This is a genomic window from Corynebacterium sp. H130 (genome assembly GCF_037572395.1).
GTDB lineage: Bacteria > Actinomycetota > Actinomycetes > Mycobacteriales > Mycobacteriaceae > Corynebacterium.
In genome coordinates, this window is sequence record NZ_JBBHLA010000001.1 from 245,042 (window position 1) to 268,669 (window position 23,628).

The following is a 23,628-nucleotide window of genomic DNA, read 5'->3' on the forward strand; positions in this document are numbered from 1 at the left end:
ATAGCAAAAAGCCAACGCCTTATGGTACGCCATGACCCGCAATCTACGCTGTATATGGCTACATCAGCGTGGGATAACCACCAATTGCGTCCGCAGGAGGTTCCAAGTCCAGGTGGCGCCAGGCCGCTGCCGTCGCAACGCGCCCTCTAGCCGTACGCGCAATGAGGCCAGCACGAACGAGGAACGGTTCGCACACCTCCTCCACCGTGCTTGGCTCCTCACCCACTGCTACAGCGAGCGTGTTCAGACCAACCGGGCCCCCTCCGTGCCCCTTGACCAAGGCGGTGAGAACGGCGCGGTCAAGACGGTCAAGCCCGAGCTCATCGACGTCAAAGACAATGAGTGCCGCCTGAGCTGCCGCAACGTCTACGTGCCCATTCGAATGAACTTCGGCAAAATCTCGCACTCGACGCAGCAAGCGATTGGCGATACGTGGCGTGCCACGGGAGCGCGACGCAATCTCCAATGCCGCATCCGGATCGATAGATACGCCCAGGATCGATGCTGCACGAGTGACGACCTTTGTGAGGTCTTCGTCGTTATAGAACTCCATTTGTGCGACAAAGCCGAAGCGGTCGCGGAGTGGACCGGTCAGCATGCCCGAACGGGTCGTTGCCCCGACAAGGGTAAAAGGAGCGATTTCCAAAGGAATGGAGGTCGCGCCTGGCCCCTTTCCCACAATCACGTCGATGCGGAAGTCTTCCATCGCCATGTAGAGCATTTCTTCGGCGGGACGAGCAATGCGGTGGATTTCATCGATGAACAGTACGTCGCCTTCAATGAGGTTCGACAACATTGCAGCCAAGTCACCGGCCCGCTCCAATGCCGGACCAGAAGTCATGCGCAGGCTCGCACCTAGCTCCTGGGCGATGATCATCGCCATCGTCGTCTTTCCGAGCCCGGGCGGCCCCGAAAGCAACACATGGTCGGGAGCTACTCCCCTGTTCTTAGCTCCGGTGAGCACCAAGTCAAGCTGACTGCGCACCTTCGGCTGACCGATGAATTCATCGAGGCTACGGGGACGCAGCGACACTTCTACGTCAACATCACTACTCTGAGCTTGCGCGTTAACGACCGACTGCGCATTCCGCGGAGGTAGCCCTCCCGGCAATTGGAATTCTGTCTTCTCAATGTCCGACATATTCGACACCTACTATTTCCGGCCAAGTAAAGCCAAGGCCTGTCGCAACAACGCCGAACGACCAACAGCGGGATCAGCGGAAAGCACCTCGTCGACGGCTGCGGACGCATTCTTCTCGGGGAACCCGAGCCCGACCAATGCCTCGACCACTTCTGCGCCTCCGGCAGTGGTAGGCGCGCCGACAGCTTGTGGTTGCTCCGTGGTCCCGTATGCGGCCACCTTGTCCTTGAGATCAACAATCATGCGTTCCGCAGTTCGCTTGCCTACACCAGGAATGCGCTGCAATTGCTTGACATCTCCCGCGGAAATAAATTGCGCGAGTTCTTCCGGCGAGTGCATTGCAAGGGCAGCCAGCGCCAGCTTCGGTCCCAGGCCCGATACGGATTGCAGCGTGGAAAACATCTCTTTGCTGCTAGTGTCCTTAAATCCGTAAAGAGTCATCGCGTCTTCGCGAACGACCATCGTGACAAACACGTGGCCATCTTCGCCACGCTGCAAGGTTGCGAGCGTCGATGGCGTCGCGGAGAAGTAGTACCCCACACCACCACACTCGATGATGGCGCCACCCAGCTCGATGCCGACAACAGTTCCTCGTAGGGATGCAATCACGATTGGCTCCTCCAGTGGGTGTTTGAGTGCGAAATTGTGGGTGTTGGGACGGTACGGGGACGTCTGGTGTCATTGAAGGCGGCTTTAGCCTGTCCAAGCTTTCCTTGGTTTGTTCGACGCACCTTTTCCAGCTCTGCCTCCGACATTCGTTGTCTTTCCAGCATAGGTGCGCGCCAACAGTGGCAAACAGCGAGGGCAAGTGCATCCGCCGCATCAGCCGGCTTCGGTGCCTCACTAAGGCCCAGAATTCGGGTGATCATGGTGGTCATCTGCTTCTTATCGGCGCGACCATTCCCCGAGATCGCCTTCTTCACTTCCGAAGGTGTGTACATGTGCACCGGAACTCCACGCTGCGCCGCTGCCAGCACCAGCACTCCTACCGCATGCGCGGTATGCATCACAGTAGATACGTTGCCACGTTCAAAGATCCGCTCGATAGCCACTACGTCGGGTTGGTACTCGTCCATCCAGCCCGAAACCGCGTCACTGAGCCGAAGTAGCCTCTCGGTTAGTTCAGCGGTCGCCGGCGTCCTAACGACTCCAACAGCGACCGGATAGATCTTTCTCCCTTGCCCGGTTTGTACAACGGACAATCCACAGCGCGTGAGACCTGGGTCGATTCCCATCACTCTCATTCCTGCAGTGGACAACCGTTATCCCCTTATCGTCAACAAACCTTCACTAAAGATATAGCACATAAATTCGAAGCCTTGCTGGCCACACACTTGATAGACTGGAAGGATAGCCAGCAGAGAAAGCCATGGGTACCTAATGAGCAAGCTCTACGACATTGGAATCGCGGACATCCAGAAGATCGCGCTCTTCACCGCGCCCAGCGCCGGTGCTGGCGACGCTATCAAAGCTGCAGCTTTGGCCCGCCAGCGTTTTAATGACGCGGGCGTGGATGTAATCAGCGTGCAGGCTCGCGACGAGGCGACCACTGAAGATTACGCCCGCAAGCTCCTGGCGGTGGACGATATTGACGCGCTCGTCGTTTGTGGCGATGACACCTTGATGAACGTATTGCTCCAGCAACAGGCCGGGTCGGCTAAACCATTGGGGCTTATTCCTGCTGGCGAAATGCCAGATCTCGGGCGCTCGCTCAACATTCCGCCGAATCCCAAACGAGCAGCAGACATCGTGATGCGGGGTTTCTACTCCACTGCCGACCTTGGAAGAGTGGAGGATCGTGAGGGCACAAAACGGTGGTTTGCTACCATCGCGTGTTCGGGTTTCGATGCCCGCGTCACCGAACGTACCTCCTGGTTTAGCGGAAAGCTTCGCGGACTTCGCAGTCCCCTCGCAGCGGTAGCCTCAATTCGCGACCTGCAACCGACTCCTTGCGAAATTCGGCTCGACGACGGCCGAGTGCTGTCCGATGACATCATCATGTGTGCTTTCGGCAATACCCAGTTCTACGGCCAGGGAATGATGATGTGCCCTGATGCTAACCATCATGATGGTCTTCTCGACATCAGTATCTGCACGGCGTCTTCGCTCAAGGATCTTGCTACAAGCATGGTGAAGCTCTATCAGCACAAAAACTACCACTTGGAAGCCTTCAGCTACTACCGCGCACAATCACTGACTATTGAGCATGAAAACCAGCCGAATGCTGCCGATTGCCGCAGCTTCTCCTCCGAATTCATGAAGGTCGAAGCAATTGAGGGCGCAGGACGATTCCTCGTCCCACGCCCCTAGCGCAACTAGCCTTTAAGGATTAGCCCTCCAGAGCAGCCAAAACTTCCTCAGACAGGTCCATGTTCGTGTAAACGTTCTGAACATCATCGGAGTCTTCAAGCGCGTCGATCAGCTTGAAGATCTTTTTTGCGTCCTCTGCCTCAAGTGGATTCAGGACGGAGGAACGGAAATCGGTGTCGGTGTCATCGACCTCGATGCCAGCCTCAACAAGAGCTTCCTTGACTGCGGTCTGATCGGATGCGTCGCACACGATCTCGAACTGCTCATCCAGAGCATTGACTTCTTCGGCGCCAGCGTCAAGCACGGCCATGAGAACGTCGTCCTCGGTGAGCTCGCCCTTCTTCACCAGAACGATGCCCTTGCGGGAGAACATGTAGGAAACGGAACCAGACTCAGCCAGGTTACCGTTGTTCTTGGTGAATGCAGTTCGAACCTCGGTGGCAGCGCGGTTGCGGTTATCAGTGAGGCACTCAACCAGCATTGCGACGCCATTCGGACCGTAGCCCTCATAGAAGATGGTCTCCCAGTCCGCGCCACCAGCTTCTTCGCCGGAACCACGCTTGCGGGCACGCTCGATGTTGTCGTTAGGAACCGAGGCCTTCTTGGCCTTCTTGATCATGTCATCAAGCGTTGGGTTAGAGGAAGGATCGCCACCACCAGTACGAGCTGCCACTTCGATGTTCTTGATCAGCTTGGCAAATTCCTTGCCTCGCTTGGCATCGTTTGCCGCCTTCTTATGCTTGGTCGTTGCCCATTTAGAGTGGCCAGCCATGTACCCCTTCACCTTTCTCTGTTCTGCGCCCGCCTAGGACGCCACTGGGGAGCCAGTATACGCCCCTCAAATCACTGAACCTGAATTTAGTTCGCCTTTGCTTTCACGAGCTCCAAGAAATATTCATGTACTCGAGTATCTCCAGAAACTTCTGGGTGGAAGCTTGTCGCCATCACGTGGCCGCTCCGAACCGCAACGATTGCTCCCGCCGCCGCACCTGCCGGAACCGTAGCGAGCACCTCGACGTCCTCAGCCACGCGCTCTACCCACGGTGCTCGAATAAACACTGCTCGTACAGGATCTGCAATGCCCGAAAACTCCAGGTCAGCCTCGAAGGAGTCTACTTGACGGCCAAAAGCATTGCGCCTGACAGTGATGTCCAAAGCACCCAAACTGTGCGCGTCAGGCCTGGTATCGAGAATCTCGCTCGACAGCAGGATCATGCCAGCACAGGTGCCGTAAGCTGGCAGGCCATTCTCAATGGCAGCCTTGAGTGGCTCAAGCATGCCACCGAGCTCCAGCAGTTTGGAAATAGTCGTGGACTCCCCACCTGGGAGAATGATCCCATCCAGGCCTTCGAGGTGCTCGACCCTACGAACCTGTCGATGCTCAACCCCCAATGCATCGAGCGTCCGTTCATGCTCTGCCACGCCGCCCTGTACCGCCAGTACACCAATGAGCATTTATCCATTCTCCTTCTTTGGGATCGTCTCTTGACCGGGCTCCAGTGTCCGGGTGAGGCCCTCTTGGGTCACGACTGCGACCAGATGTCCTGCCCTGTCGAAGATCCTGCCGTGAGTCAGCGAACGGCCGTCGCTTGCCGATGGCGAAATCTGGTCATACAACAACCAATCATCAGCACGGAACGGCCGCAGGAACCACATCGCGTGATCCAGCGAAGCCACCATGACATTGGCGTCCGGGTGCGGCACAAGCGCTGATTGCAGCAGTGTCATATCGGACATGTAGGCCAGGGTGCAGACATGCAGTGTTTCGTCGTCTGGCAGCGGGTTCTTCGACCTAAACCAGACTATTTGCTGGCTCGCTGTGTAGGGATTGTGGTCATAGGAATCTGTCGGCACCACCCTGATGTCCCAGTCAGACCATTCGTCGTCGACAAGCATGCGAAACGCTGGACGCAGCACGCTGGAGTCGGGGGTGATTTCCTCGGGCATCGGCACATTCCGCATGGTGTCGGAGTGTTCGAGCCCGCACTGCCCTTCGTGGTGGAAACTTGCCTGCATGATGAAGGTGGCTTCGCCGTCTTGCACAGCCTTGACCTGCCGGGAGCAGAAGCTGCGACCGTCGCGCACCCGGTCGACCAAATAGGTGGTGGGTTTGTCGGGATTGCCTGGGGCGACGAAATAGGCGTGCAGCGAGTGGACTCGATATTCCGGGTCGACTGTTCGTGTCGCTGCCACGAGGGCTTGGGCTGCGACTTGGCCACCGAAGGTTCTGCGCAGTTTCGAAGGAATGACGGGGCCACGGTAGATGTTGCGGTCGATGAGTTCCAGCCTCAGGACGTCGTGAATATCTGCCACGTTCCGTACACTCCTCGGTTTGGTTGCTAGTGTGTCCAATTATGACACCTCGCGAACTGTATTCACGCATAGCTGTCGCCGAAATGGTGACCTGGGCTCTGCTTATCGGCGGAATCATCCTGAAATATTCCGGGGTCACGCCGATGGGCGTGCGCATTGCCGGCCCCATCCACGGTTTTACCTTCTTGACTTATTGCGTGATCACAGTGCTGCTGTGGGTAAATAATCGGTGGTCGTTTGGAAGGTTGATCGTAGGCTTGCTCTCTTCGGTCATTCCGTTTGCTACCGTGCCGTTCGAGCGCAGTGCCGAAAAAGCCGGGCTTCTCGACGGCCCATGGCGCTTCGCATCTTCGGATGAACAGCCTCGTGGGGTCCTGGAACAAGGCCTGGCATTCGTGGTACGCAAGCCCCAGCTGGCAGCCGTGTTGATTCTGATCGGTGTCGCAGTCGTCTTCACCATCTTGCTCATCCTCGGACCGCCCATTCCAAATAGATAGCGCAAAGAAATAAGGCCCTACGTGCGATTCAAAATCCGCACCTAGGGCCTATACTTTTGGGCTAATTACCAGCCGCGCTCTGCGAGGCGGTGAGGAACTGGCTCATCTTCAACGTTGATGCCAACCATAGCTTCACCGAGGCCGCGGGAGACGCGTGCAATGGTGTCTGGGTCATCAAAGTTCTGGGTGGCCTGAACGATGGCCTTCGCGCGAGCCTCTGGGTTTCCGGACTTGAAGATGCCGGAACCCACGAACACGCCCTCAGCGCCGAGCTGCATCATCATTGCTGCGTCAGCTGGGGTTGCGATGCCACCGGCAGTGAAGAGCACCACTGGCAGCTTGCCCTCGCGAGCAACTTCGCGAACGAGCTCGTATGGTGCCTGAAGCTCCTTGGCTGCAACGTAAAGCTCATCCTCAGCCATGGACTTCAGACGATTGATCTCTGCACGGATGGTGCGCATGTGGGTCACAGCGTTAGAAACGTCGCCGGTACCAGCTTCGCCCTTGGAGCGAATCATTGCAGCGCCTTCGTTAATGCGTCGCAAAGCCTCGCCGAGGTTCGTTGCGCCACAGACGAAAGGCACGGTGAAATCGAACTTGTCGATGTGGTTTGCGTAGTCCGCTGGGGACAGCACCTCAGACTCGTCGATAAAATCAACGCCGAGCGACTGCAGAACCTGCGCCTCAACAAAGTGGCCGATGCGTGCCTTAGCCATCACTGGGATGGACACGGCGTTAATAATGCCCTCGATCATGTCAGGGTCCGACATACGGGAAATGCCGCCCTGTGCGCGGATATCTGCAGGGACGCGCTCAAGCGCCATGACTGCAGTTGCGCCTGCGTCTTCAGCGATCTTGGCCTGTTCTGGGGTTACGACATCCATGATGACGCCACCCTTCAACATCTCTGCGAGACCGCGCTTCACGCGAGCGGTGCCCTGCGCCTGTTCCAGATTGGTCACGGTGGTGGTGCCTCCTCATGCAATTCAAGTCAACTTTTGCGACTTATCCCATGTTAAACGCTGCAGGTGACTTAAGGAACTATCGCCCCTGAAAATTACTGACTTCCCAATTCGAAGAACACTGGCAGTGGCGCGGTTCCGCCGAGTCGGAAGGCACGTACACCTGGACGAAGCCGCAAGGAACGCGTATCGCGAACAGCATCATTGTAAAAGCGTTGGGCCAATTGCACGCGAGTACAGGCATCGATGATGCTGGGATGAGTGGAAGCAGAGGCAGCCATCATTTGTCGCTCCGCCGCGGCGCGGTCGTCGAAAAGTGCGGGTTCGAGCGCAATGTCTTGGGCTCTATGTGCGTACCCGGCTGCAGACGGCTCCAAAGCCTCGATCAACGCAGCTCGCCTGTCCAGGGCGGCGCTGAGGCTAAGCAAAGCAGCGTCCACACGAATATGCAGCCGATTGAGTCGTTGGGCGGTGAAATAAGCCCAGCAGGCAAATAGCGTAAGCACAATCGCGAGGACGGCGGCACAGAGTGCAGTTACCATGACAGTCGCACCACCGTTCCGTCAGCGACGGTGTCGTACACGCGCTGAATATCCGCGCCGACCCGGGACCAGTCGTAATCCCACGCCCGAGCAGAGCCCCGCTCGCGAAGACATTGTCTTAGGCCTGGATCTCCAATCGCTTGGTCGATCACCAGGGCCAGATCTCGGGCAGAACCGGTGTCGAAGCTGAGCCCACAAGGCGTAGCGGAGTCTGCCTGCACTACGTGATTGAACGCCTCCAGGCGGGAAGCAATAACGACGGCCCTTGCTGCCATAGCTTCCACCAGCACAATCCCGAAACTCTCCCCACCAAGTTGAGGCGCTACAAAGATATCTGCGCGCTGCAACAAGGCGATCTTTTCAGCCTCTGATACCTTGCCCACAAAATCCACCCCCGCAATATCGCGAGGCTCCCCGCCACCAATGACTGTCAGGTGGAAGGGGTGAGAGACGAGTGGCAACGCACTGAGCAAAACATCCAGTCCTTTTCGTGGCTCGTCAATGCGACCAAGAAACACGACCTCGACAGGCTCGTTGTGCGGTTTCTCAGCCGGGACGAAGGCATCAACTGCGACGCCATTGGGAATGAGCACAGGATCAGTACCCAACTGCTCCACCTGCCAACGACGTGCCATTTCAGACACCGCGATGCCGCCACGGATCTTTTCCAGCAAGGGTTTAAGCCCAGCAGCAGCGAGCCTCAGCAGCAGCGAATCAGTTGCAGATGCATGATAGGTAGCCACAATTGGGCCGTGCGCAAGTGCAAGCGCCTGCAAAGAATAGCTCGGCGCATTTGGCTCATGGATATGAAGTATGTCGAACTGTCCTTGCCCGATGAATTGCTTAAGCTGCCTAGCAACCCGTGGCCCTAGCGCTAAACGGGCAACGGAGCCATTGTATGGAACCGCCACCGATGGCCCACCCTTCACAACGAATTCGGGCACATCGCAATCATTCGAAGCTGGACCAATGACCTTGACGTCGTGTCCCTGCTGCAGCAGGTATCGGGCGTGATCAAGAATATGGGCCTGTACTCCCCCAGGCTCATCGAAAGAATACGGACAGACAATGCCAACTCGCATGTTCCTCAGCCCCTCAGTGGCGCTTTCGGTCAGCGAGCCAAAGTGACTGAAGCATGTGCCAATCCTCTGGATGAGCTGCAATATCATCCTCGAAATTGCGGGCGATGCGAGCTACCGTGCTGTCAAGATCGTCCACCTCAAGTGGAGACGATATTTCGAAACTCCATCCGGAAGGCGTGAAGTAGGACGACACGGTATGCAACGCCGCTCCGGTACTGAGCGCCAGTTGAGCTGGCCCTGCCGGGAAGGTTGTTGCTTCACCGAAGAAGCTTGTGGGAACACCTCTTCCTTTCAGATCCCGCTCCCCCAACAAGCACACAATCCCACCTTCTCGAAGAACCTCCTGCAACCGATCGAACGGCGCTTGCTTTCCGCCGGTGTGGGCCAGCACCTCAAACCCGAGGCCTTCACGAAACTCGACGAAGGCGTCGAAAAGCACCTCGGGTTTCAGCCTCTCGGCGACCGTCGTGAACTGGCCCGCGTAGCCGACCAGCCACACTCCAGCCATGTCCCAGTTACCGGAATGAGGCAAAGTCAAGACCACACCCTTGCCTTGATCGAGTGATGCACGCAGGTGACGGCGCCCCTGCACATTTTGGTCCAGTCGCTCCCACAACCGCGCACGATCGAAGCTCGGCAAACAAAACGCCTCTGCCCAGTAGCGCGCGTAGGAGCGCATCGCGGGCGCAACCTCAGCCTCAGGCTTGTCGACGACCCGACCTAGATTCCTACTGAGCTGGCGCACCGCGTCGTGTTTTCTGGCAACCAGCGTCGCCACGAATTCGAATCCGCGTCGAACTAATTCGACAGGCAGAAGACCCAGCACCTTCCATGCCGAAATGTACCCAATTGCTGCGAAATCCCGTGATCGAAATGCATCAACAATGCGCATGACTATGCTCCCGCCGGAGGCGCCACTCCATCATTGGCACCAACATCCTTGCTGGCCATCACTAGGCGTTGGATCACCGTCACCACAGACCCAATCGCCAGCAGCCACACGGAAATATCCAAGGCAAATGGGACGCCCAATCCACTGAGGCCCAGGCCGGTCAGCCCAATGATGAGTCGCTCTGGACGTTCCACCAAGCCACCGACGATTTTCAGACCACCAGCTTCAGCTCGCGCCTTCACATAACTGATCACCTGGGACGCCACAAGAACGGTGAATGAGGCACCGATCAACCACTGCGAGGCGTCGTAACGATAAATCAGCCACCAAGTGATGACAGAAAACAGCACTCCGTCCGTAATTCTGTCGCAGGTTGCATCGAGCGTAGCCCCAAACGCGGTGCCACCACCCCGCAATCGAGCCATGGTGCCGTCAACCATGTCAAAGGCGGTGAACAACCCTGAAAGCAGTGCTGCCCAAAAGAGGTGTCCGGTGGGAACCAAGACAGCAACAATCGCGCACGAAATGAGCGTGCCCAACACGGTGACCGAGTTGGGCGTGAGTCCCATCTTGAGAAAGGTCTTTGCGACGGGCTCCACGACGACTGCCGCTGGCCTACGGCCGTGCACACTCAGCACTGTTTCCTATCTCCTTAGGGGGTTGCAACGCCAGGAAGCGAAGAATCCTCAGCCCAGGCAGCTGCCAGCAGCGAACGGGTGTCCTTTAGCAGCTGGGGCAGGACTTTCGTCCCACCGAGGACTGTCATGAAATTAGCATCTCCAGCCCAACGTGGCACCACATGCAGGTGCAGGTGATCTCCGATCGAGCCACCAGAAGCCTTACCAAGATTGAACCCGACGTTGAAGGCATCCGGGGAAGACACCTTCTTGATCACCTTGACAGCTGTTTGAGCGAACAACATGAGCTCTGCGGATTCTGCCTCGGTAAGGTCCTCCAGGTTGGCAACCTTTCGGTAGGGCACCACCATGCAGTGACCGGAGTTGTACGGGAATAGGTTCAGCAAACAGTAAACAGTTTCCCCACGCGCAACAATGAGCCCTTCCTCATCCGACATCTGCGGAATATCGAGGAAAGGATCCTTGCTTTTTGCGGAGGACGGCTTGGTAGCGATGTAGTTCATCCGGTACGGAGCCCAGAGACGCTCCAACCGATCATCGCTGCCAATGCCGGTATCCACGTAGCTATCGTCGAGCGCCAAGGCTCTCCTCAGAAGGCTGGTCGTTCACGCGGTCGCGGATCCAGCGCTCGATCAGGTCGATAGCTTCAGCGGTAGGAACACCGTTGATCTGCGTGCCATCCAGGAAGCGGAAGCTCACTGCATCAGCTTCCACGTCACGAGCACCTGCCAGCAGCATGAATGGGACGCGTGCTTGGGTGTGATTGCGGATCTTTTTCTGCATGCGGTCATCGGAGGTGTCGACCTCCGCGCGGATGCCACGAGCTCGCAGCTGCTGGGAGACACCTTCCAAGTGCTCAGCGAAGTCATTGGCAACAGGAATACCAACGACCTGGTGAGGAGCCAGCCAAGCTGGGAATGCACCGGCATAGTGCTCCAGGAGCACACCGAAGAAGCGCTCGATGGAACCGAACAGTGCACGGTGAATCATGATTGGGCGCTGCTTGGTGCCGTCTGGAGCGGTGTACTCGAGGTTGAAGCGCTCAGGAAGGTTGAAGTCGAGCTGCACCGTAGACATCTGCCAGGTACGGCCAATCGCATCGCGGGCCTGAACGGAAATCTTCGGACCGTAGAAGGCTGCACCCGCAGGGTCCGGCACTAATTCCAAACCAGAATTCGTTGCCACGCGCTGCAGAATTGCAGTGGACTTCTCCCAGATCTCGTCCGAACCAACGAACTTGTTCGGGTCCTTGGTGGACAGCTCCAGGTAGAAATCGTCCAGGCCATAGTCCTTGAGCAGGGAGATGATGAACTCGAGAACGCTGGTGAGCTCTGCTTCCAGTTGATCCTCGGTGCAGTAAATGTGGGCGTCGTCCTGAGTAAAGCCTCGGGCACGGGTAAGGCCGTGGATAACACCAGACTTTTCGTAACGGTACACGGTACCGAATTCGAAGAGGCGCAATGGCAGTTCACGGTAGGAACGACCGCGAGAGGCGAAAATCAAGTTGTGGAACGGGCAGTTCATCGGCTTGGCGTAGTAGTCCTGCGGCTGCTTGGTGCAGTTGCCATGCTCGTCGTATTCGCCATCCAACTGCATTGGAGGGAACATGCCGTCGGCGTAGAAATCAAGGTGGCCAGACTTCTGGAACAGGTCACCCTTGGTGATATGAGGCGTGTTGACGAAAGAGTAGCCAGACTCGATGTGGCGACGACGGGAGTGCTCTTCCATCTCCAGTCGCACGATGCCACCGTTAGGGTGGAATACCGGGAAACCGGAGCCGATCTCGTCTGGGAAGCTGAACAAGTCAAGTTCTGCACCTAGACGACGGTGGTCACGCTTCTCCGCTTCCTCCAGCATGTGCTGGTACTCTTCCAATGCTTCCTTGGACTCCCAGGCGGTGCCGTAAATGCGCTGCAGGCCAGCCTTGGACTGGTCACCGCGCCAGTAAGCTGCGGAGGAACGAGTCAGCGCGAATGCTGGGATGTACTTAGTGGTTGGCACGTGAGGACCACGGCAGAGGTCGTACCACTCCACTTCGCCAGTACGAGGGTTGACGTTGGAGTAGGCGGTCAGCTCGCCAGAACCAACCTCCATTGCTTCGTCAGAGTCCGGGTCGACATTGCCCTTGTCGTCGATAAGCTCCATCTTGTACGGCTCTTCGGCGTATTCGACGCGAGCTTCCTCGACGGATGCGTACGCCTTGCGCTCAAACTTCTGCCCCGACTTGATGATCTTCTTCATCGCCTTTTCGATGTTCTTCAGATCTTCAGGGGTGAACGGTTCCTTGACGTCGAAGTCGTAGTAGAAACCGCCCTCAATTGCTGGGCCAATGCCGAGTTTGGTGCCTGGGAAAAGCTGCTGGACGGCCTGCGCGAGCACGTGTGCGCACGAGTGGCGGATGACGCCGCGACCTTCTTCGGTGTTGGCTGGAATCGCTGTAAACTCTCCGGCCTCAGCAGGCACGAAGGAAAGGTCCTTGATAACTCCGGTGGAATCCTTTGCTGCGACGATGGCCTCTGGACCCTTGTTTGGGAGGTCCAACTCGCGCATGGCGGCACCGACGGCGACACCTGCTGGTACCTGGAATGAAGTCATGGTGGTCACTTTTGCGCTCCTTTTGCGCTCATGGCCTGCGGCATACCTGGCCGCCGGCCGATTCTAATTGTCCCAGCTCAGTGTCGAAACGACGATGAGGCCAACTGAAATGACTTGTCTTCAGCTGGCCTCATCACCGCCGATCAACGTTGCTTGGTTGTTGATCTTACTCTTTGGGGCTAACCCTGCAGGAGTGCAGCTCCCCAGTAATCATCTTCCGACGTCGTTCCAGGCGGAATGAAGAACACTGCGGATCCGATGTGCTCGATCCATTGGTTCAGGCGATCGCCTTCGTCCAGTCGTTGTTGGATGGCCTCGAACTGGGTCCGGGGATCCTTTTGGAAGCAGATGAATACTAAGCCTGAATTCGAGGTGCGCTCGGACCCCGGCTCGGCAGGCAAATCGTAGTTGTAAGCACGACGCCTAATTCGCTGCTCTGGATGCCCGGTAGGCATCGTGGCCCGCGCCATGTGACTCATCGGGTCAATGACGGGGAGACCAAACTCGTCAACGGCCTTGAAATTAGGGGCATCGTGTTCCTCAGACCCGGTGAGAGGTGCGCCATTGTCAAGCTTGCGTCCCATGGCGATTTCCCGAGAATGACGATCCAAGATCTCCCAGGTGTCAAGGTTCATTGCGATGCGACGAGCAACCATCACACAGCCGCCCTTGGCCCATTCCGGACCGTTGTCGATCCACACGACCTCACCGTAGTCGCGCTCATCGACGGGGTTCACTGTGCCATCGATCTGGCCAAAAAGATTACGAGGCGTGTCATTCTTCGACTTTGCGCCATCTGCGTGCAGGAACCCTTGCTGCATCCAGCGCACAGCAACGTAGTCGACGCCTCCGCGGATCATCTGGCGAGTCGCGTGTGACAGCATGAGCGGATCGTCGCAGCAGAGCTGCAGGACAAGATCAGCTGCGCCCCATTCGTCCTTGAGCTTGTCTTTGCTGAACGGCTTGATTGGTTTCACCCATTCAGGAGCCTGCTGTCCGATGATCTCGAAAAGTCGCTCTCCGAAGCCACAGGTGATGGTCAAGTTGGCTGGAGTTTTGGTGAGTTCTGGTTCGAGATCCCCCAATGGGGCTTTACCCGAGGTCAGACGTCGCGCGTCGTCAGTCCACACCTTCATTAGTTGGATAACGCGGTGCCGATCAACTCCAGGCCTGAGGGTGAATGCCACCAGATTAAGGTGTGCCTGGCCAGGCGTCGTGATGCCAGCCTGGTGTGTACCATCGAATTGTACGGTTTGCTCCGCAAGGGGAACGACCTGTTCGTGATTCGATTCCTCAGCGGCCTTGGAACAGGAAGCTAAGGTTCCCCCTGCAACTGTCGCCACGGATGCAGTGAGGAATCCTCTTCGGGTGATTTTTTCTTTAGCCATGGTTCATGTGTGACATTGGGGCCATGCCGTTATTTCCTTGAACGCCACCGTTAGCACCGTAGTTTTCTTCACCGCTACCAATGGTGCGAACGTCGGAGGTGACCTTGGCGGTCTCACCGTTGGAGAATTTCAGGGTGATGTCAACCGTGGTTCCAGCTTCGATTGGATCCGTGATGTCCATGATCATGAGGTGGTCGCCACCAGGCTTGAGCTCGTATTCGCCACCAGCAGGGATGGTGAGGCCACCTTCCTTCATCTGCATAACACCATTGACCACCTCGTGGATTTCGTACTTTCCAGCGTTGAGGTTTGTGGTGAAGGACTCCAGCTTGACGTCCTTGTCGGTGTTGTTCTTCAGCGTGCCGAAGATGCCGGTCATGTTTTTGGCTGCTGGCTTTGCCTTAACGAAGGTGTCTTCAAACACGACGCCGTGTGCGGAGTCTTCCTTTGCCTCAGACTTGGAAGAAGTCTTTGGTGCGGGCTTCTGGGCGCTGGTTGCTGTCTCGACCTTGGTGTCGGAGTCCTTCTGCATGTTGGCGCATGCAGTCAAGGATGCAGCGGTGAGGGCTGCAACGGCAATGATGCTGATCTTCTTCATAGCGTTCATGGTCCTACTTCTTCCTTCGTGAAACAGCGAGAACGATTCCTACGACGATTGCCACCAGTGCAACGAGACCACCGATGAGCATGTAGAGGAATTGTTGGTTGGAATATGGCGCCTCCGACGAACTTGCAACCATCTCTTCAGATGTTGGAGTTGTGGAAACGTCCCCTGCCAGCGTGAAAGTGGTCATTCCTCGTGTGGCATGACCATCAGAGGAGGTAATTTGGAAACCCACTTTGTAGTCGCCTGGAGCTAGCTGGATGTCCGCAGGGATATCAACACGGATGATCTGATTATCTAACTGAGGAGTCGCCGAAAACAGCACTTCTCCCGTTTGTTGGTTGCTCAGTGCAACTGTGTTGAATGTATCTTTCGGAATGCCAGAAAACTCCAGTTCCAGCTGGCGAGGGGCCTGCTGCACTGTGCTGCCGTCTGCTGGATTTGATCGGACAACAACATCATGTGCGTCAGCAGGTAGGCCGCTACCTGCAGGAGAAAGCAGGAATGCTGCGCTGGCTACGACTGCGGTCAGAGCTCGCTTCACGTTCATCCTTGTTCCCCTCCTGTTTGGTGTACCCGCCAAGAAACTGCCTGGCAGGCTGCGGACTGGGTACTAGTCGGAGGGAGGGATTGTTTAGTTCCCGTCCGCTTTTAGTTTACCCCCAAGACTTAAGTGAACCTAAAGAATTGGAACTGAGAACGACAAACCCCGCAGGTGCAACAAGCACATCCTGCGGGGTTTGTCTAAAACTTGTGGTCCCAGCTGGGATCGAACCAGCGACCTTTCCGGTGTGAACGGAACGCTCTTCCACTGAGCCATGGGACCTACAGGTGACAACACTAGCACCGCGTTCTTGAAATATTAAAATCGAGCTAACCCATCCCAAACGTTAGTTGAATTACATCGACGTAACTAAAAAAATCCGCCGTTGTAGTGCAGATTTGTTAAGTTGACCTGATACAAGCTAATGTTTGTGTTCGCACCAAACAACAGTTGTTGCTTGAAATGCGAATGCGGATGTAGCGCAGTTGGTAGCGCATCACCTTGCCAAGGTGAGGGTCGCGAGTTCGAGTCTCGTCATCCGCTCTGATTTCTACCGAAATCATTTCTGCGCGTTTAGCTCAGCGGGAGAGCGCTTCCCTGACACGGAAGAGGTCACTGGTTCAATCCCAGTATCGCGCACAGGTATCCGGCGGGGTACTAGAAAAGAATACGTAATGCGGATGTAGCGCAGTTGGTAGCGCATCACCTTGCCAAGGTGAGGGTCGCGAGTTCGAGTCTCGTCATCCGCTCTGGTACTTTTTAAGTACCGAAGAGGCGGGAATTTCCTGCCACGGTGGAATGGCCGAGTGGTGAGGCAACGGTCTGCAAAACCGTGCACACGGGTTCGATTCCCGTTTCCACCTCACAAGCTAGCGCGTTTAGCTCAGCGGGAGAGCGCTTCCCTGACACGGAAGAGGTCACTGGTTCAATCCCAGTATCGCGCACAGGCGTTTGGTCCAGCGCCCAATAAGTGGACCACATGCGGATGTAGCGCAGTTGGTAGCGCATCACCTTGCCAAGGTGAGGGTCGCGAGTTCGAGTCTCGTCATCCGCTCCACTTGAAAGGTCGCCCGGAAATTTTCGGGCGACCTTTTGTTATGCTGGTGCCCCATGAGCCACCACGTGCTAAAGGAACTCCTTGGGCCGACCCTACCGGTCGGAGATCCCGAGGTCAGAGCAATCGCGGTGACAACCGCGGACGGACAGGTATCAGTGGCTGGGACGTCGCAAAGCCTAGGCAGCAACCTTGATACCGAGCTGCTGCAGGAGCTGCGCTGGTGGTCGGACGTTGTTCTGGTGGGCTCCCGCACCGTCAAGGCTGAGAATTACGGTGGGGTACAGGTTCCCGAGTGGGTGCGCAGTGTCCGGAAGTCTCGTGGGCAAGCGGAGGTGCCGCCCATCGCTGTGATTTCCCGCAGTCTTGACTTTGATATGTCGTCGAGGTTCTTCACGGACACCAAAGTTCCCCCGCTCGTCTTGAGCCCAACAGACCGACAGGTGCCGGGGCTGAATACGGTGCACGTGCCAGACGAGGACTACATCGATGCTCTTGGCAGGCTCGGACTGCACCGCGTCAGCGTCGAGGGCGGCCCTGGAATCTACTCGCGCGCTTTTCGACGAAACGAAGTCGACCTACTCCACTTAACGATCGACCCATCGCTCGCCCTTAGTTCGCACCACCCGCTCATGTTCGCTGATTCTGAGCACACTCCCCTATCCCTGAGTCTGGAATACAGCCATGTGGACACGGAAGGTTGTGTGTTTCTGCGATACCGCGTTCGTAATTGAGTGTTGCTGGCATAGTTTCACAGCTGGCTTGGTTACTGTAGGCAGGTGATGACTGCGATTGAAGAACGCCTAGCGCGACTTTGGGTTTCCTCTGCCCCTTCTCAGGCTCGGGATGGGGTGCGGAGGACTCCATGGGATCTGGTCGCTAATGTCGCGCTGTGGCCTGTCGCAGTGATGTTGGTTCTGCATCGTGTCTTCGTGATGGCTATAAACGGCAGCGTCACCGATGACTTTTCTACGGTGTACTACGCTCTGCGCCGCTTTCACGACGGAGTTCCGGTCTACAACGAGACCTATCATTTTGTGGATCCTCACTACCTGTACAGCCCTGGCGCCACATTGTTCCTATCGCCACTCGGCTTACAGACCGATTTCGATACTGCCCGCACCATCTTTATCATTACGAATGCGTTGGCGATTGTCGCAGCGCTCGGTGTCCTGACCCGGCTCTTTAGCTACTCGCTGCGCAGCGCTATTTTTCCCTTTTCCGTTGTGGTGGCTTACCTCACCGAGGCAGTCCAAAACACGTTGGTCTTTTCCAACATCAACGGGGTGCTACTTTTAGCCCTCGCGTCTTTCCTTTCACTGCTGTACCACGACAAACGCTGGGCAGCCGGATTGGTGCTCGGGTGTGCGATCTTGATCAAACCGATCTTTGCCCCGCTGCTGTTCTTGCCTTTCGTCAAGGCACAGTGGCAGACGGTACTGTCCGCGATTTCGATCCCAGTCGCGTTCAACCTTGCTGCCTGGCCAGTGGTTCCCCAAGCCAGCGACTATGTCACCCGGACCATGCCATACCTAGGCCTAACCAGGGATTTCGCGAACTCGTCTCTGCCGGGCATCGCCTTGTATTTCGGCATGCCTGAATGGCAAGAGAAATTCTGGTTCCTCATGTTTGCAGCACTCATTGTGGCCGGCCTTATTGGGCTGCTGCGCCTGCGCTACAGCGAGGCGCTGTTGTGGCTAGCGTGCACGTCGTCCTTGCTGCTCGCCGGGGTGTTTTTCCTGTCCTCCCTGGGCCAGATGTACTACTCGATGTTGCTGTTCCCCCTGCTTTTCACAGCACTTCTCCCCCGCTCCCCGATGCACAATCCAGTAGCGTGGCTGGCAGCTTACGGATTCCTCACCTACGACAACTGGAACTCCAAGGAATGGATCGATACCGGCCGCTGGTTCACCTATCTGCTCCCTACCACGGGCTGGGCGCTCATCTTGATCGTGATTTCGGTGACCGCAGTAGTATGGGCGTTTCACGATGTGAAAGGAAGCAATGACCGACTTCACGCAGCTTAGCGACGACGAATGGCGTCGCCGACTTTCGGCCGAAGAATTCCACGTTCTAAGAAAGGCGGGCACCGAACCTCCACACACTGGTGAATACACCAGCACCTTTGCGGAAGGCGTATATTCCTGCAAAGCCTGTGGCGCTGAGCTATTTCGCTCAGAGACCAAGTTCCAGGCACACTGTGGCTGGCCCGCTTTTTACAGCCCATTAGCGGGCGACAGAGTCATTGAACGTGAGGACAACTCGCTGGGCATGCGACGTGTGGAGGTGCTCTGCGCGCGCTGCCACTCGCACTTGGGCCATGTCTTTGATGGCGAGGGCTACCCTACCCCAACCGATCAGCGATATTGCATCAACTCGATCTGCCTGACCTTCGAAGAAGGCCATTAGAAAAAGGGCTTTCCATTTCGGAAAGCCCTTCCTCACTTCTTAAGGCATAACCTCGATAATCTCCGCGATGTCTGCCACGCGACGGCCGGAGAAGAATGGCACCTCTTCGCGGACGTGCAGGCGAGCCTCGGTGTAGCGCATCTGGTGCATGAGGTCAACGATGCGGTGCATCTCAGGGGCCTCGAACGCAAGCATCCACTCGTAATCACCCAGAGCGAAAGCTGGAACGGTGTTGGCACGAACGTCTGGGAATTCACGAGCTGCCATGCCATGCTCGGCCAGGATACGACGACGCTCCTTGGCATCCATGAGGTACCAGTCGTAAGAGCGGACAAATGGGTACACGCAGATCCAAGCACCTGGTTCTTCACCCATGATGAAGGATGGCAGGTGGGAGCGGTTGAATTCTGCTGGGCGGTGCAGAGACGTGCCAGTCCAGAAGACCTCAGAAACCTGTCCCAGGACGGTGGTGCGACGGAAGTCGTTGTACGCCTTTTGGATGTCGGCGATTTCCTCGGCGATGAACCAGATCATGTAGTCGGCTTCAGCTCGGATACCCGAGATGTCGTAGATGCCACGAACAGTCACCACACCAGACTCTTCAAGCTGCGCGAAGAATGCCCGGGCTTCGGCAACGATATCTGCGCGCTCATTGCCCAGGGCACCCGTGAGTACCTTGAAGGTGGCAAACATGGAGTAGCGCTGCATGCTGTTGAGCTTTTCAAAATCCAACTTTTCGGCCATCGAAAAGGGTGTCCTTTCTACCGGGATAACTTCGGGTCAACTATATCAGCGACCTGGGACGTCGATAAGCCTCGGTGACCTCGGCGCGCCTTCACCACCAGACCGCCGTGTCTGGATAGCTTAAGTCCTTGTGAGCGACTCCGAAATTCGTAATCTGATGACCGCAGCGAACAAGCCGGTGGCTGAGCCGGAAGCATTTAAGCTGGCTGTCGAATCGATGCACCGCGCGCACTTGCGCCCGGAGATTTCGCTTGGGCCAATCCGTCCGCCACAGCGTCTGGCACCTTTTAGCCACGCCATTGGACTAGAGGTGGCTCACCCTGACACTGACATCATCGCTGCCGACAGTGACGGCGATGCCTTTGGTCGCCTCATCTTGCTACATGATCCAGGCTCTGACGAGACGTGGGACGGCGACATGCGCCTGGTGGCATACATCCAGGCCGACATGGATGACTCCGTCGCAGGTGATCCCCTGCTGCCCGAGGTGGCGTGGGAGTGGCTCAAGGAGGGCCTCGACAGCATCGATGCGGAATACAGCAACCTCGGTGGCACTGTCACCTCCACCGCATCCGTCCGCTTCGGCGACATCGGTGGCCCACCACGCGCTTTTCAGCTGGAGCTTCGCGCTTCCTGGACAGCGCAGTCGCACGACCTAGCTCCGCACGTGGAAGCTTTCGCTGCCGTTTTGGCTAATGTCGCTGGCCTTCCTCCCGAGGGTGTCGCGGAATTGGGTGTCGACGCTCGGTGAGCGCACCATTGCTGCTCGAGCCTAGAGATGGCTTGCCTCAGGTCGCACACACCGCAGCTGAGATCGCTGAGGCTGCCCGCACATTGGCTTCCGGCCGAGGGCCATTTGCCATCGATACGGAGCGTGCCTCCGACTACCGCTTCGACGACCGCGCTTTCCTACTACAAATACGTCGCCGTGACTCCGGCACCGTCCTCATTGCCCCAGAAGGCTGTCGAGCCGAAACCACGGCTGCTTTGGCACCCGTGCTAGGAGGTCAGGAATGGATTCTCCACGCCGCTGCCAGCGACCTTCCTGCTCTCTCGCTCCTCGGGCTGTATCCCGGGAAAGTCTTCGACACTGAAGTCAGTGGCAGGCTTCTGGGCTTGGAAAAAGTGAATCTCGCTGCTCTCACCGAAGAAATACTCGGAATCGGCCTGGAAAAACAGCACGGTAACGAGGACTGGTCCACGTGGCCCCTGCCCGAGTCGTGGATCGCGTACGCGGCTCTTGATGTCGAGCTTCTCTTCGAGCTTGCGGAGGCCCTCACCGAGCTTCTCGACGCCGAAGGCAAGCTTTCCTGGCTCGAGCAAGAATGCGCCCACATCGTCGCTACCACGACGGTTCCAAGGCCAACGTGGCGAGATCTCAAGGGCATCGGCAAGCTCAAGTCCCCGGAACAACTGCTCATTGCCCAAGCGTTGTGGGAGAAACGCTACGAGCTGGGCAAGCAACGTGATCGCGCGCCCCACAAGATCATTAGCAACAAGGCCATCGTCGAGATTGCTGCCTCGCAACCAATTACCAGAGCTGCTGTGAGGTCCGCGATGGGGCGCCGAAGCAAGCCAGTCGTAGCTGATCGGGTTCTGGCAACCATGAAGCGCGCGCGATCCACTCCAAAAGACACGTGGCCTCGCCCTATTAAGCCGGATTTCAACCACACCCCTGCGCCTCGTTCGATGTGGAATTCATCCTTCCCTGACGCTCATGAGGCGCTGACCTATGCACGAGAAATGCTGGCCGAGCTGAGCGAAACCACCCATACCCCAGTGGAAAACCTCTTGCAGCCGGCCATGCTTCGCGACGTCATCTGGGCGTGCGTAGTGACTCGGAAAGTCACGACCAGCATGGAAATGCTGGACTACATGACTGAAATTGGAGTTAGGCCGTGGCAGCGGGAGCTGACTGCCCCGCTGCTAGCCAAGCTCCTGTTTTAGCCGTTAAGCATCCTGCTCGTCGTCGGTGAGTTCTTCCACCCACTGGGTAACCGAGGCAACGATTCCTGGCGCATCCATGCCTAGTTCTTCCAGAAGCTGGCCACGGGAAGCGTGCTCCAAGAACTTTTCTGGCACCGCGATGTGGCGGATTGGAACATCAATGCTTGCGGAGCTGAGGGTCTCGGAGATGAGGGCTCCGATGCCACCGTGCATGACGCCGTCCTCAATGGTGACCACCAGATCGTGGTCAGCAGCGAGGCCAACAAGCGATGGCGCAACAGGGGTTACCCAACGCGGATCGACCACAGTAACATTGCAGCCCGATTCCTTGAGGGTCTCCGCTGCCTTCAGTGCGTCGCCGGCAGTCGATCCCACTGCAATAAGCAAGACACTTGGAGTGTCTTCTTCCCCATCTGCGTCGGCGTAACAGAGTACGTCTACGCCGTCGGCAAGCTGCTCGATAGCCGGGATCGGCTCGGGACGGTTGCCCTTCGGGAAGCGCACGACAGTTGGTCCGGTGGAGACCTCGATGGCTTCGTCGAATAGTTCCTTGAGCTGGTCGCCGTCGCGAGGAGCGGCGATTCGGATACCTGGAATGATGCCGAGGAGGGAGTAATCCCACACGCCATTGTGGCTCGCGCCGTCGGATCCGGTGATGCCGGCGCGGTCAAGGACAAAAGTCACTGGTTGCCCGGTCAGCGCAATGTCCATGAGTACCTGGTCGAAGGCGCGATTCATGAAGGTGGCGTAAATGGCCACAACGGGGTGCATGCCACCGAGCGCAAGACCGGCTGCCGAAGCTGCAGCGTGCTGTTCAGCAATGCCGACATCGTAGAAACGATCAGGGAAACGCGCCCCAAAGGCCGCCAGACCGGTAGGTCCTGCCATAGCAGCTGTGATCGCAACGATGTCCTGTCGTCGCTTGCCTGCGTCCACGAGGGCCTGGGAGAACACTCCAGTCCACGACGGACCCGATTCAGAAAGCGGATCTCCAGTACGAGGATCTATTACGCCTGTGGAGTGCATCAGATCAGCAGTGTTTGCCTCGGCTGGAGCGTATCCGCGCCCCTTCTCCGTGACTACATGAACGATGAGCGGACCTTCGTATTCCTTGGCATAGTCAAACGCGTGCTCTAGGGCCTTCAAGTTATGACCATCGACGGGACCGATGTACTTCATTCCCAGTTCAGGGAACATCTCAGTGGTGATGACGGTGTTCTTCACGCCTTCCTTGAAGGCATGCAGCGCGTCGAAGGTCTTCTTGCCAACCCAGCCCATGGAATTCAGAGTGGACTTGCCTTGTTCCATCACGCGATCGTAGAAAGGCTGCATGCGCAGCTCAGCGAGGTTTTCTGCTAGGCCACCAATGGTCGGCGAGTAGCTACGGCCGTTGTCATTAACGACGATGACAACATTGCTCTTCTTGTCCGCAGCGATGTTGTTCAAAGCTTCCCAACACATGCCACCCGTGAGCGCGCCATCGCCCACCACTGCAACGGTCTTGCAGTCCTTCTTGCCACTGAGCGCTGTGGCTTTCGAAAGTCCGTCCGCTACTGACAAGGACGCAGAGGCATGGCTAGATTCAGTCCAGTCGTGCTCACTCTCGGAGCGGCTAGTGTATCCAGACAGGCCCCCCTTTTGACGCAGGGTGTCAAACTGGTCATGACGTCCAGTCAGGATCTTGTGAACATACGACTGGTGTGACGTATCAAAAATGAACGGGTCTTTCGGGGAATCGAATACCCTATGCAGCGCAATGGTGAGCTCGACCACACCCAAATTTGGCCCCAAATGGCCACCCGTTGCAGAGACTTTCTGCACCAGGAAGTCACGGATCTCGCTCGCGAGCTGTTCGAGTTGAGCGGGAGTTAGGGCTTTGACGTCTGCGGGAGACTTAATACCCGAGAGAATCTCGCACTCTTCCATGTAGACACCTTCTACCTTTTCCATTGCTTGTACCTACCCC

The 23,628-nt window shown here is 57.0% G+C and carries 25 protein-coding genes and 7 tRNA genes; 13 read left to right on the top strand and 19 right to left on the bottom strand.

Annotation, left to right across the window (positions count from 1 at the left end; translation table 11 throughout):
* Positions 1–58: 58 nt before the first annotated feature.
* The 3 genes from ruvB to ruvC are packed head-to-tail and all read right to left on the bottom strand — an operon-like array spanning position 59 to position 2,400.
* Positions 59–1,141, bottom strand: a complete 1,083-nt coding sequence (gene ruvB / locus WG939_RS01145) for a Holliday junction branch migration DNA helicase RuvB (RefSeq protein ID WP_339981697.1) — start codon at positions 1,139–1,141, stop codon at positions 59–61.
* A gap of 12 nt (positions 1,142–1,153) precedes the next feature.
* Positions 1,154–1,750 (bottom strand): Holliday junction branch migration protein RuvA, encoded by a 597-nt coding sequence (ruvA, locus tag WG939_RS01150; RefSeq protein WP_339981699.1) that lies wholly within the window; start codon positions 1,748–1,750, stop codon positions 1,154–1,156.
* Complete coding sequence (gene ruvC, locus WG939_RS01155; RefSeq protein ID WP_339981701.1) at positions 1,747–2,400, bottom strand: crossover junction endodeoxyribonuclease RuvC; 654 nt, start codon at positions 2,398–2,400, stop codon at positions 1,747–1,749. Before ruvC ends, ruvA begins: the two co-directional genes overlap by 4 nt.
* Positions 2,401–2,521: 121 nt before the next feature.
* Between ruvC and WG939_RS01160 the strand changes: the two genes are divergently transcribed.
* On the top strand, positions 2,522–3,451 hold the full coding sequence (locus WG939_RS01160) for a diacylglycerol kinase family protein (protein WP_339981703.1): 930 nt from the start codon (positions 2,522–2,524) through the stop codon (positions 3,449–3,451).
* A 19-nt stretch (positions 3,452–3,470) separates the two neighbouring features.
* Here the strand turns inward: WG939_RS01160 and WG939_RS01165 are convergent, their stop codons facing one another.
* From WG939_RS01165 to WG939_RS01175, 3 genes are all read right to left on the bottom strand, one after another.
* A complete protein-coding gene (locus tag WG939_RS01165; protein ID WP_339981705.1) occupies positions 3,471–4,223 on the bottom strand; it encodes a YebC/PmpR family DNA-binding transcriptional regulator in 753 nt (250 codons plus the stop codon).
* A gap of 86 nt (positions 4,224–4,309) precedes the next feature.
* Entirely contained in the window at positions 4,310–4,906 is a 597-nt protein-coding gene (gene pdxT, locus WG939_RS01170; RefSeq protein ID WP_339981707.1) for a pyridoxal 5'-phosphate synthase glutaminase subunit PdxT, read from the bottom strand.
* On the bottom strand, positions 4,907–5,764 hold the full coding sequence (locus WG939_RS01175) for an acyl-CoA thioesterase (RefSeq protein WP_339981708.1): 858 nt from the start codon (positions 5,762–5,764) through the stop codon (positions 4,907–4,909). It lies immediately after the preceding gene.
* Between the two features lie 41 nt (positions 5,765–5,805).
* On the opposite strand from WG939_RS01175, the gene WG939_RS01180 reads away from it, so the two are divergent.
* Entirely contained in the window at positions 5,806–6,261 is a 456-nt protein-coding gene (locus WG939_RS01180) for a DUF3817 domain-containing protein (RefSeq protein WP_339981709.1), read from the top strand.
* 65 nt (positions 6,262–6,326) lie between these two features.
* Here the strand turns inward: WG939_RS01180 and pdxS are convergent, their stop codons facing one another.
* The 11 genes from pdxS to WG939_RS01235 form a co-directional block, all read right to left on the bottom strand.
* A complete protein-coding gene (gene pdxS / locus WG939_RS01185; RefSeq protein WP_339981710.1) occupies positions 6,327–7,223 on the bottom strand; it encodes a pyridoxal 5'-phosphate synthase lyase subunit PdxS in 897 nt (298 codons plus the stop codon).
* A 95-nt stretch (positions 7,224–7,318) separates the two neighbouring features.
* On the bottom strand, positions 7,319–7,765 hold the full coding sequence (locus WG939_RS01190; protein WP_339981712.1) for a hypothetical protein: 447 nt from the start codon (positions 7,763–7,765) through the stop codon (positions 7,319–7,321).
* On the bottom strand, positions 7,759–8,847 hold the full coding sequence (locus tag WG939_RS01195) for a glycosyltransferase family 4 protein (RefSeq protein ID WP_339981713.1): 1,089 nt from the start codon (positions 8,845–8,847) through the stop codon (positions 7,759–7,761). Before WG939_RS01195 ends, WG939_RS01190 begins: the two co-directional genes overlap by 7 nt.
* 13 nt (positions 8,848–8,860) lie before the next feature.
* Entirely contained in the window at positions 8,861–9,739 is an 879-nt protein-coding gene (locus WG939_RS01200) for a phosphatidylinositol mannoside acyltransferase (protein WP_339981714.1), read from the bottom strand.
* Between the two features lie 2 nt (positions 9,740–9,741).
* Positions 9,742–10,377: a phosphatidylinositol phosphate synthase gene (pgsA, locus tag WG939_RS01205; protein WP_339981715.1), complete on the bottom strand. Its 636-nt coding sequence runs from the start codon at positions 10,375–10,377 to the stop codon at positions 9,742–9,744.
* A 14-nt stretch (positions 10,378–10,391) separates the two neighbouring features.
* On the bottom strand, positions 10,392–10,958 hold the full coding sequence (locus WG939_RS01210; RefSeq protein ID WP_339981717.1) for an HIT family protein: 567 nt from the start codon (positions 10,956–10,958) through the stop codon (positions 10,392–10,394).
* The gene (gene thrS, locus WG939_RS01215; RefSeq protein WP_339982589.1) at positions 10,942–12,972 is read right to left on the bottom strand and encodes a threonine--tRNA ligase; all 2,031 of its coding nucleotides are present in this window, start codon (positions 12,970–12,972) and stop codon (positions 10,942–10,944) included. Before thrS ends, WG939_RS01210 begins: the two co-directional genes overlap by 17 nt.
* 179 nt (positions 12,973–13,151) lie before the next feature.
* A complete protein-coding gene (locus WG939_RS01220; RefSeq protein WP_339981719.1) occupies positions 13,152–14,360 on the bottom strand; it encodes a Dyp-type peroxidase in 1,209 nt (402 codons plus the stop codon).
* Positions 14,353–14,967, bottom strand: a complete 615-nt coding sequence (locus tag WG939_RS01225; RefSeq protein WP_339981721.1) for a copper chaperone PCu(A)C — start codon at positions 14,965–14,967, stop codon at positions 14,353–14,355. Before WG939_RS01225 ends, WG939_RS01220 begins: the two co-directional genes overlap by 8 nt.
* Before the next feature lie 4 nt (positions 14,968–14,971).
* Positions 14,972–15,514 carry a copper resistance protein CopC gene (locus WG939_RS01230; protein ID WP_339981722.1) on the bottom strand — a complete coding sequence of 181 codons (543 nt, stop codon included), beginning with the start codon at positions 15,512–15,514 and terminating at the stop codon, positions 14,972–14,974.
* Positions 15,515–15,718: 204 nt separating this feature from the next.
* Positions 15,719–15,790, bottom strand: a tRNA-Val gene (locus tag WG939_RS01235).
* A 188-nt stretch (positions 15,791–15,978) separates the two neighbouring features.
* Between WG939_RS01235 and WG939_RS01240 the strand changes: the two genes are divergently transcribed.
* From WG939_RS01240 to msrB, 9 genes are all read left to right on the top strand, one after another.
* Positions 15,979–16,051 (top strand) — tRNA-Gly (locus WG939_RS01240).
* A gap of 24 nt (positions 16,052–16,075) precedes the next feature.
* A tRNA-Val gene (locus WG939_RS01245) sits at positions 16,076–16,147 on the top strand.
* 37 nt (positions 16,148–16,184) lie between these two features.
* Positions 16,185–16,257, top strand: a tRNA-Gly gene (locus tag WG939_RS01250).
* A 43-nt stretch (positions 16,258–16,300) separates the two neighbouring features.
* Positions 16,301–16,371, top strand: a tRNA-Cys gene (locus WG939_RS01255).
* Between the two features lie 9 nt (positions 16,372–16,380).
* Positions 16,381–16,452 (top strand) — tRNA-Val (locus WG939_RS01260).
* 37 nt (positions 16,453–16,489) lie between these two features.
* Positions 16,490–16,565, top strand: a tRNA-Gly gene (locus WG939_RS01265).
* Positions 16,566–16,618: 53 nt separating this feature from the next.
* Positions 16,619–17,296 carry a pyrimidine reductase family protein gene (locus WG939_RS01270; protein ID WP_339981723.1) on the top strand — a complete coding sequence of 226 codons (678 nt, stop codon included), beginning with the start codon at positions 16,619–16,621 and terminating at the stop codon, positions 17,294–17,296.
* Between the two features lie 48 nt (positions 17,297–17,344).
* Positions 17,345–18,589, top strand: a complete 1,245-nt coding sequence (locus tag WG939_RS01275) for a glycosyltransferase family 87 protein (protein WP_339981724.1) — start codon at positions 17,345–17,347, stop codon at positions 18,587–18,589.
* The gene (gene msrB / locus WG939_RS01280) at positions 18,567–18,971 is read left to right on the top strand and encodes a peptide-methionine (R)-S-oxide reductase MsrB (protein ID WP_339981726.1); all 405 of its coding nucleotides are present in this window, start codon (positions 18,567–18,569) and stop codon (positions 18,969–18,971) included. The genes WG939_RS01275 and msrB overlap by 23 nt, the downstream gene beginning before the upstream one ends.
* Before the next feature lie 39 nt (positions 18,972–19,010).
* Here msrB and hemQ read toward each other — a convergent pair whose 3' ends face one another.
* Positions 19,011–19,715, bottom strand: a complete 705-nt coding sequence (hemQ, locus tag WG939_RS01285; RefSeq protein ID WP_339981727.1) for a hydrogen peroxide-dependent heme synthase — start codon at positions 19,713–19,715, stop codon at positions 19,011–19,013.
* 157 nt (positions 19,716–19,872) lie between these two features.
* Here hemQ and WG939_RS01290 point away from each other — a divergent pair, with 157 nt between their 5' ends.
* Complete coding sequence (locus tag WG939_RS01290; protein WP_339982592.1) at positions 19,873–20,466, top strand: DUF3000 domain-containing protein; 594 nt, start codon at positions 19,873–19,875, stop codon at positions 20,464–20,466.
* On the top strand, positions 20,463–21,662 hold the full coding sequence (locus WG939_RS01295; RefSeq protein WP_339981728.1) for an HRDC domain-containing protein: 1,200 nt from the start codon (positions 20,463–20,465) through the stop codon (positions 21,660–21,662). The genes WG939_RS01290 and WG939_RS01295 overlap by 4 nt, the downstream gene beginning before the upstream one ends.
* A gap of 3 nt (positions 21,663–21,665) precedes the next feature.
* On the opposite strand, the gene dxs is transcribed toward WG939_RS01295, so the two are convergent.
* Positions 21,666–23,588: a 1-deoxy-D-xylulose-5-phosphate synthase gene (gene dxs, locus WG939_RS01300; protein ID WP_339982595.1), complete on the bottom strand. Its 1,923-nt coding sequence runs from the start codon at positions 23,586–23,588 to the stop codon at positions 21,666–21,668.
* Between the last annotated feature and the right edge of the window lie 40 nt (positions 23,589–23,628).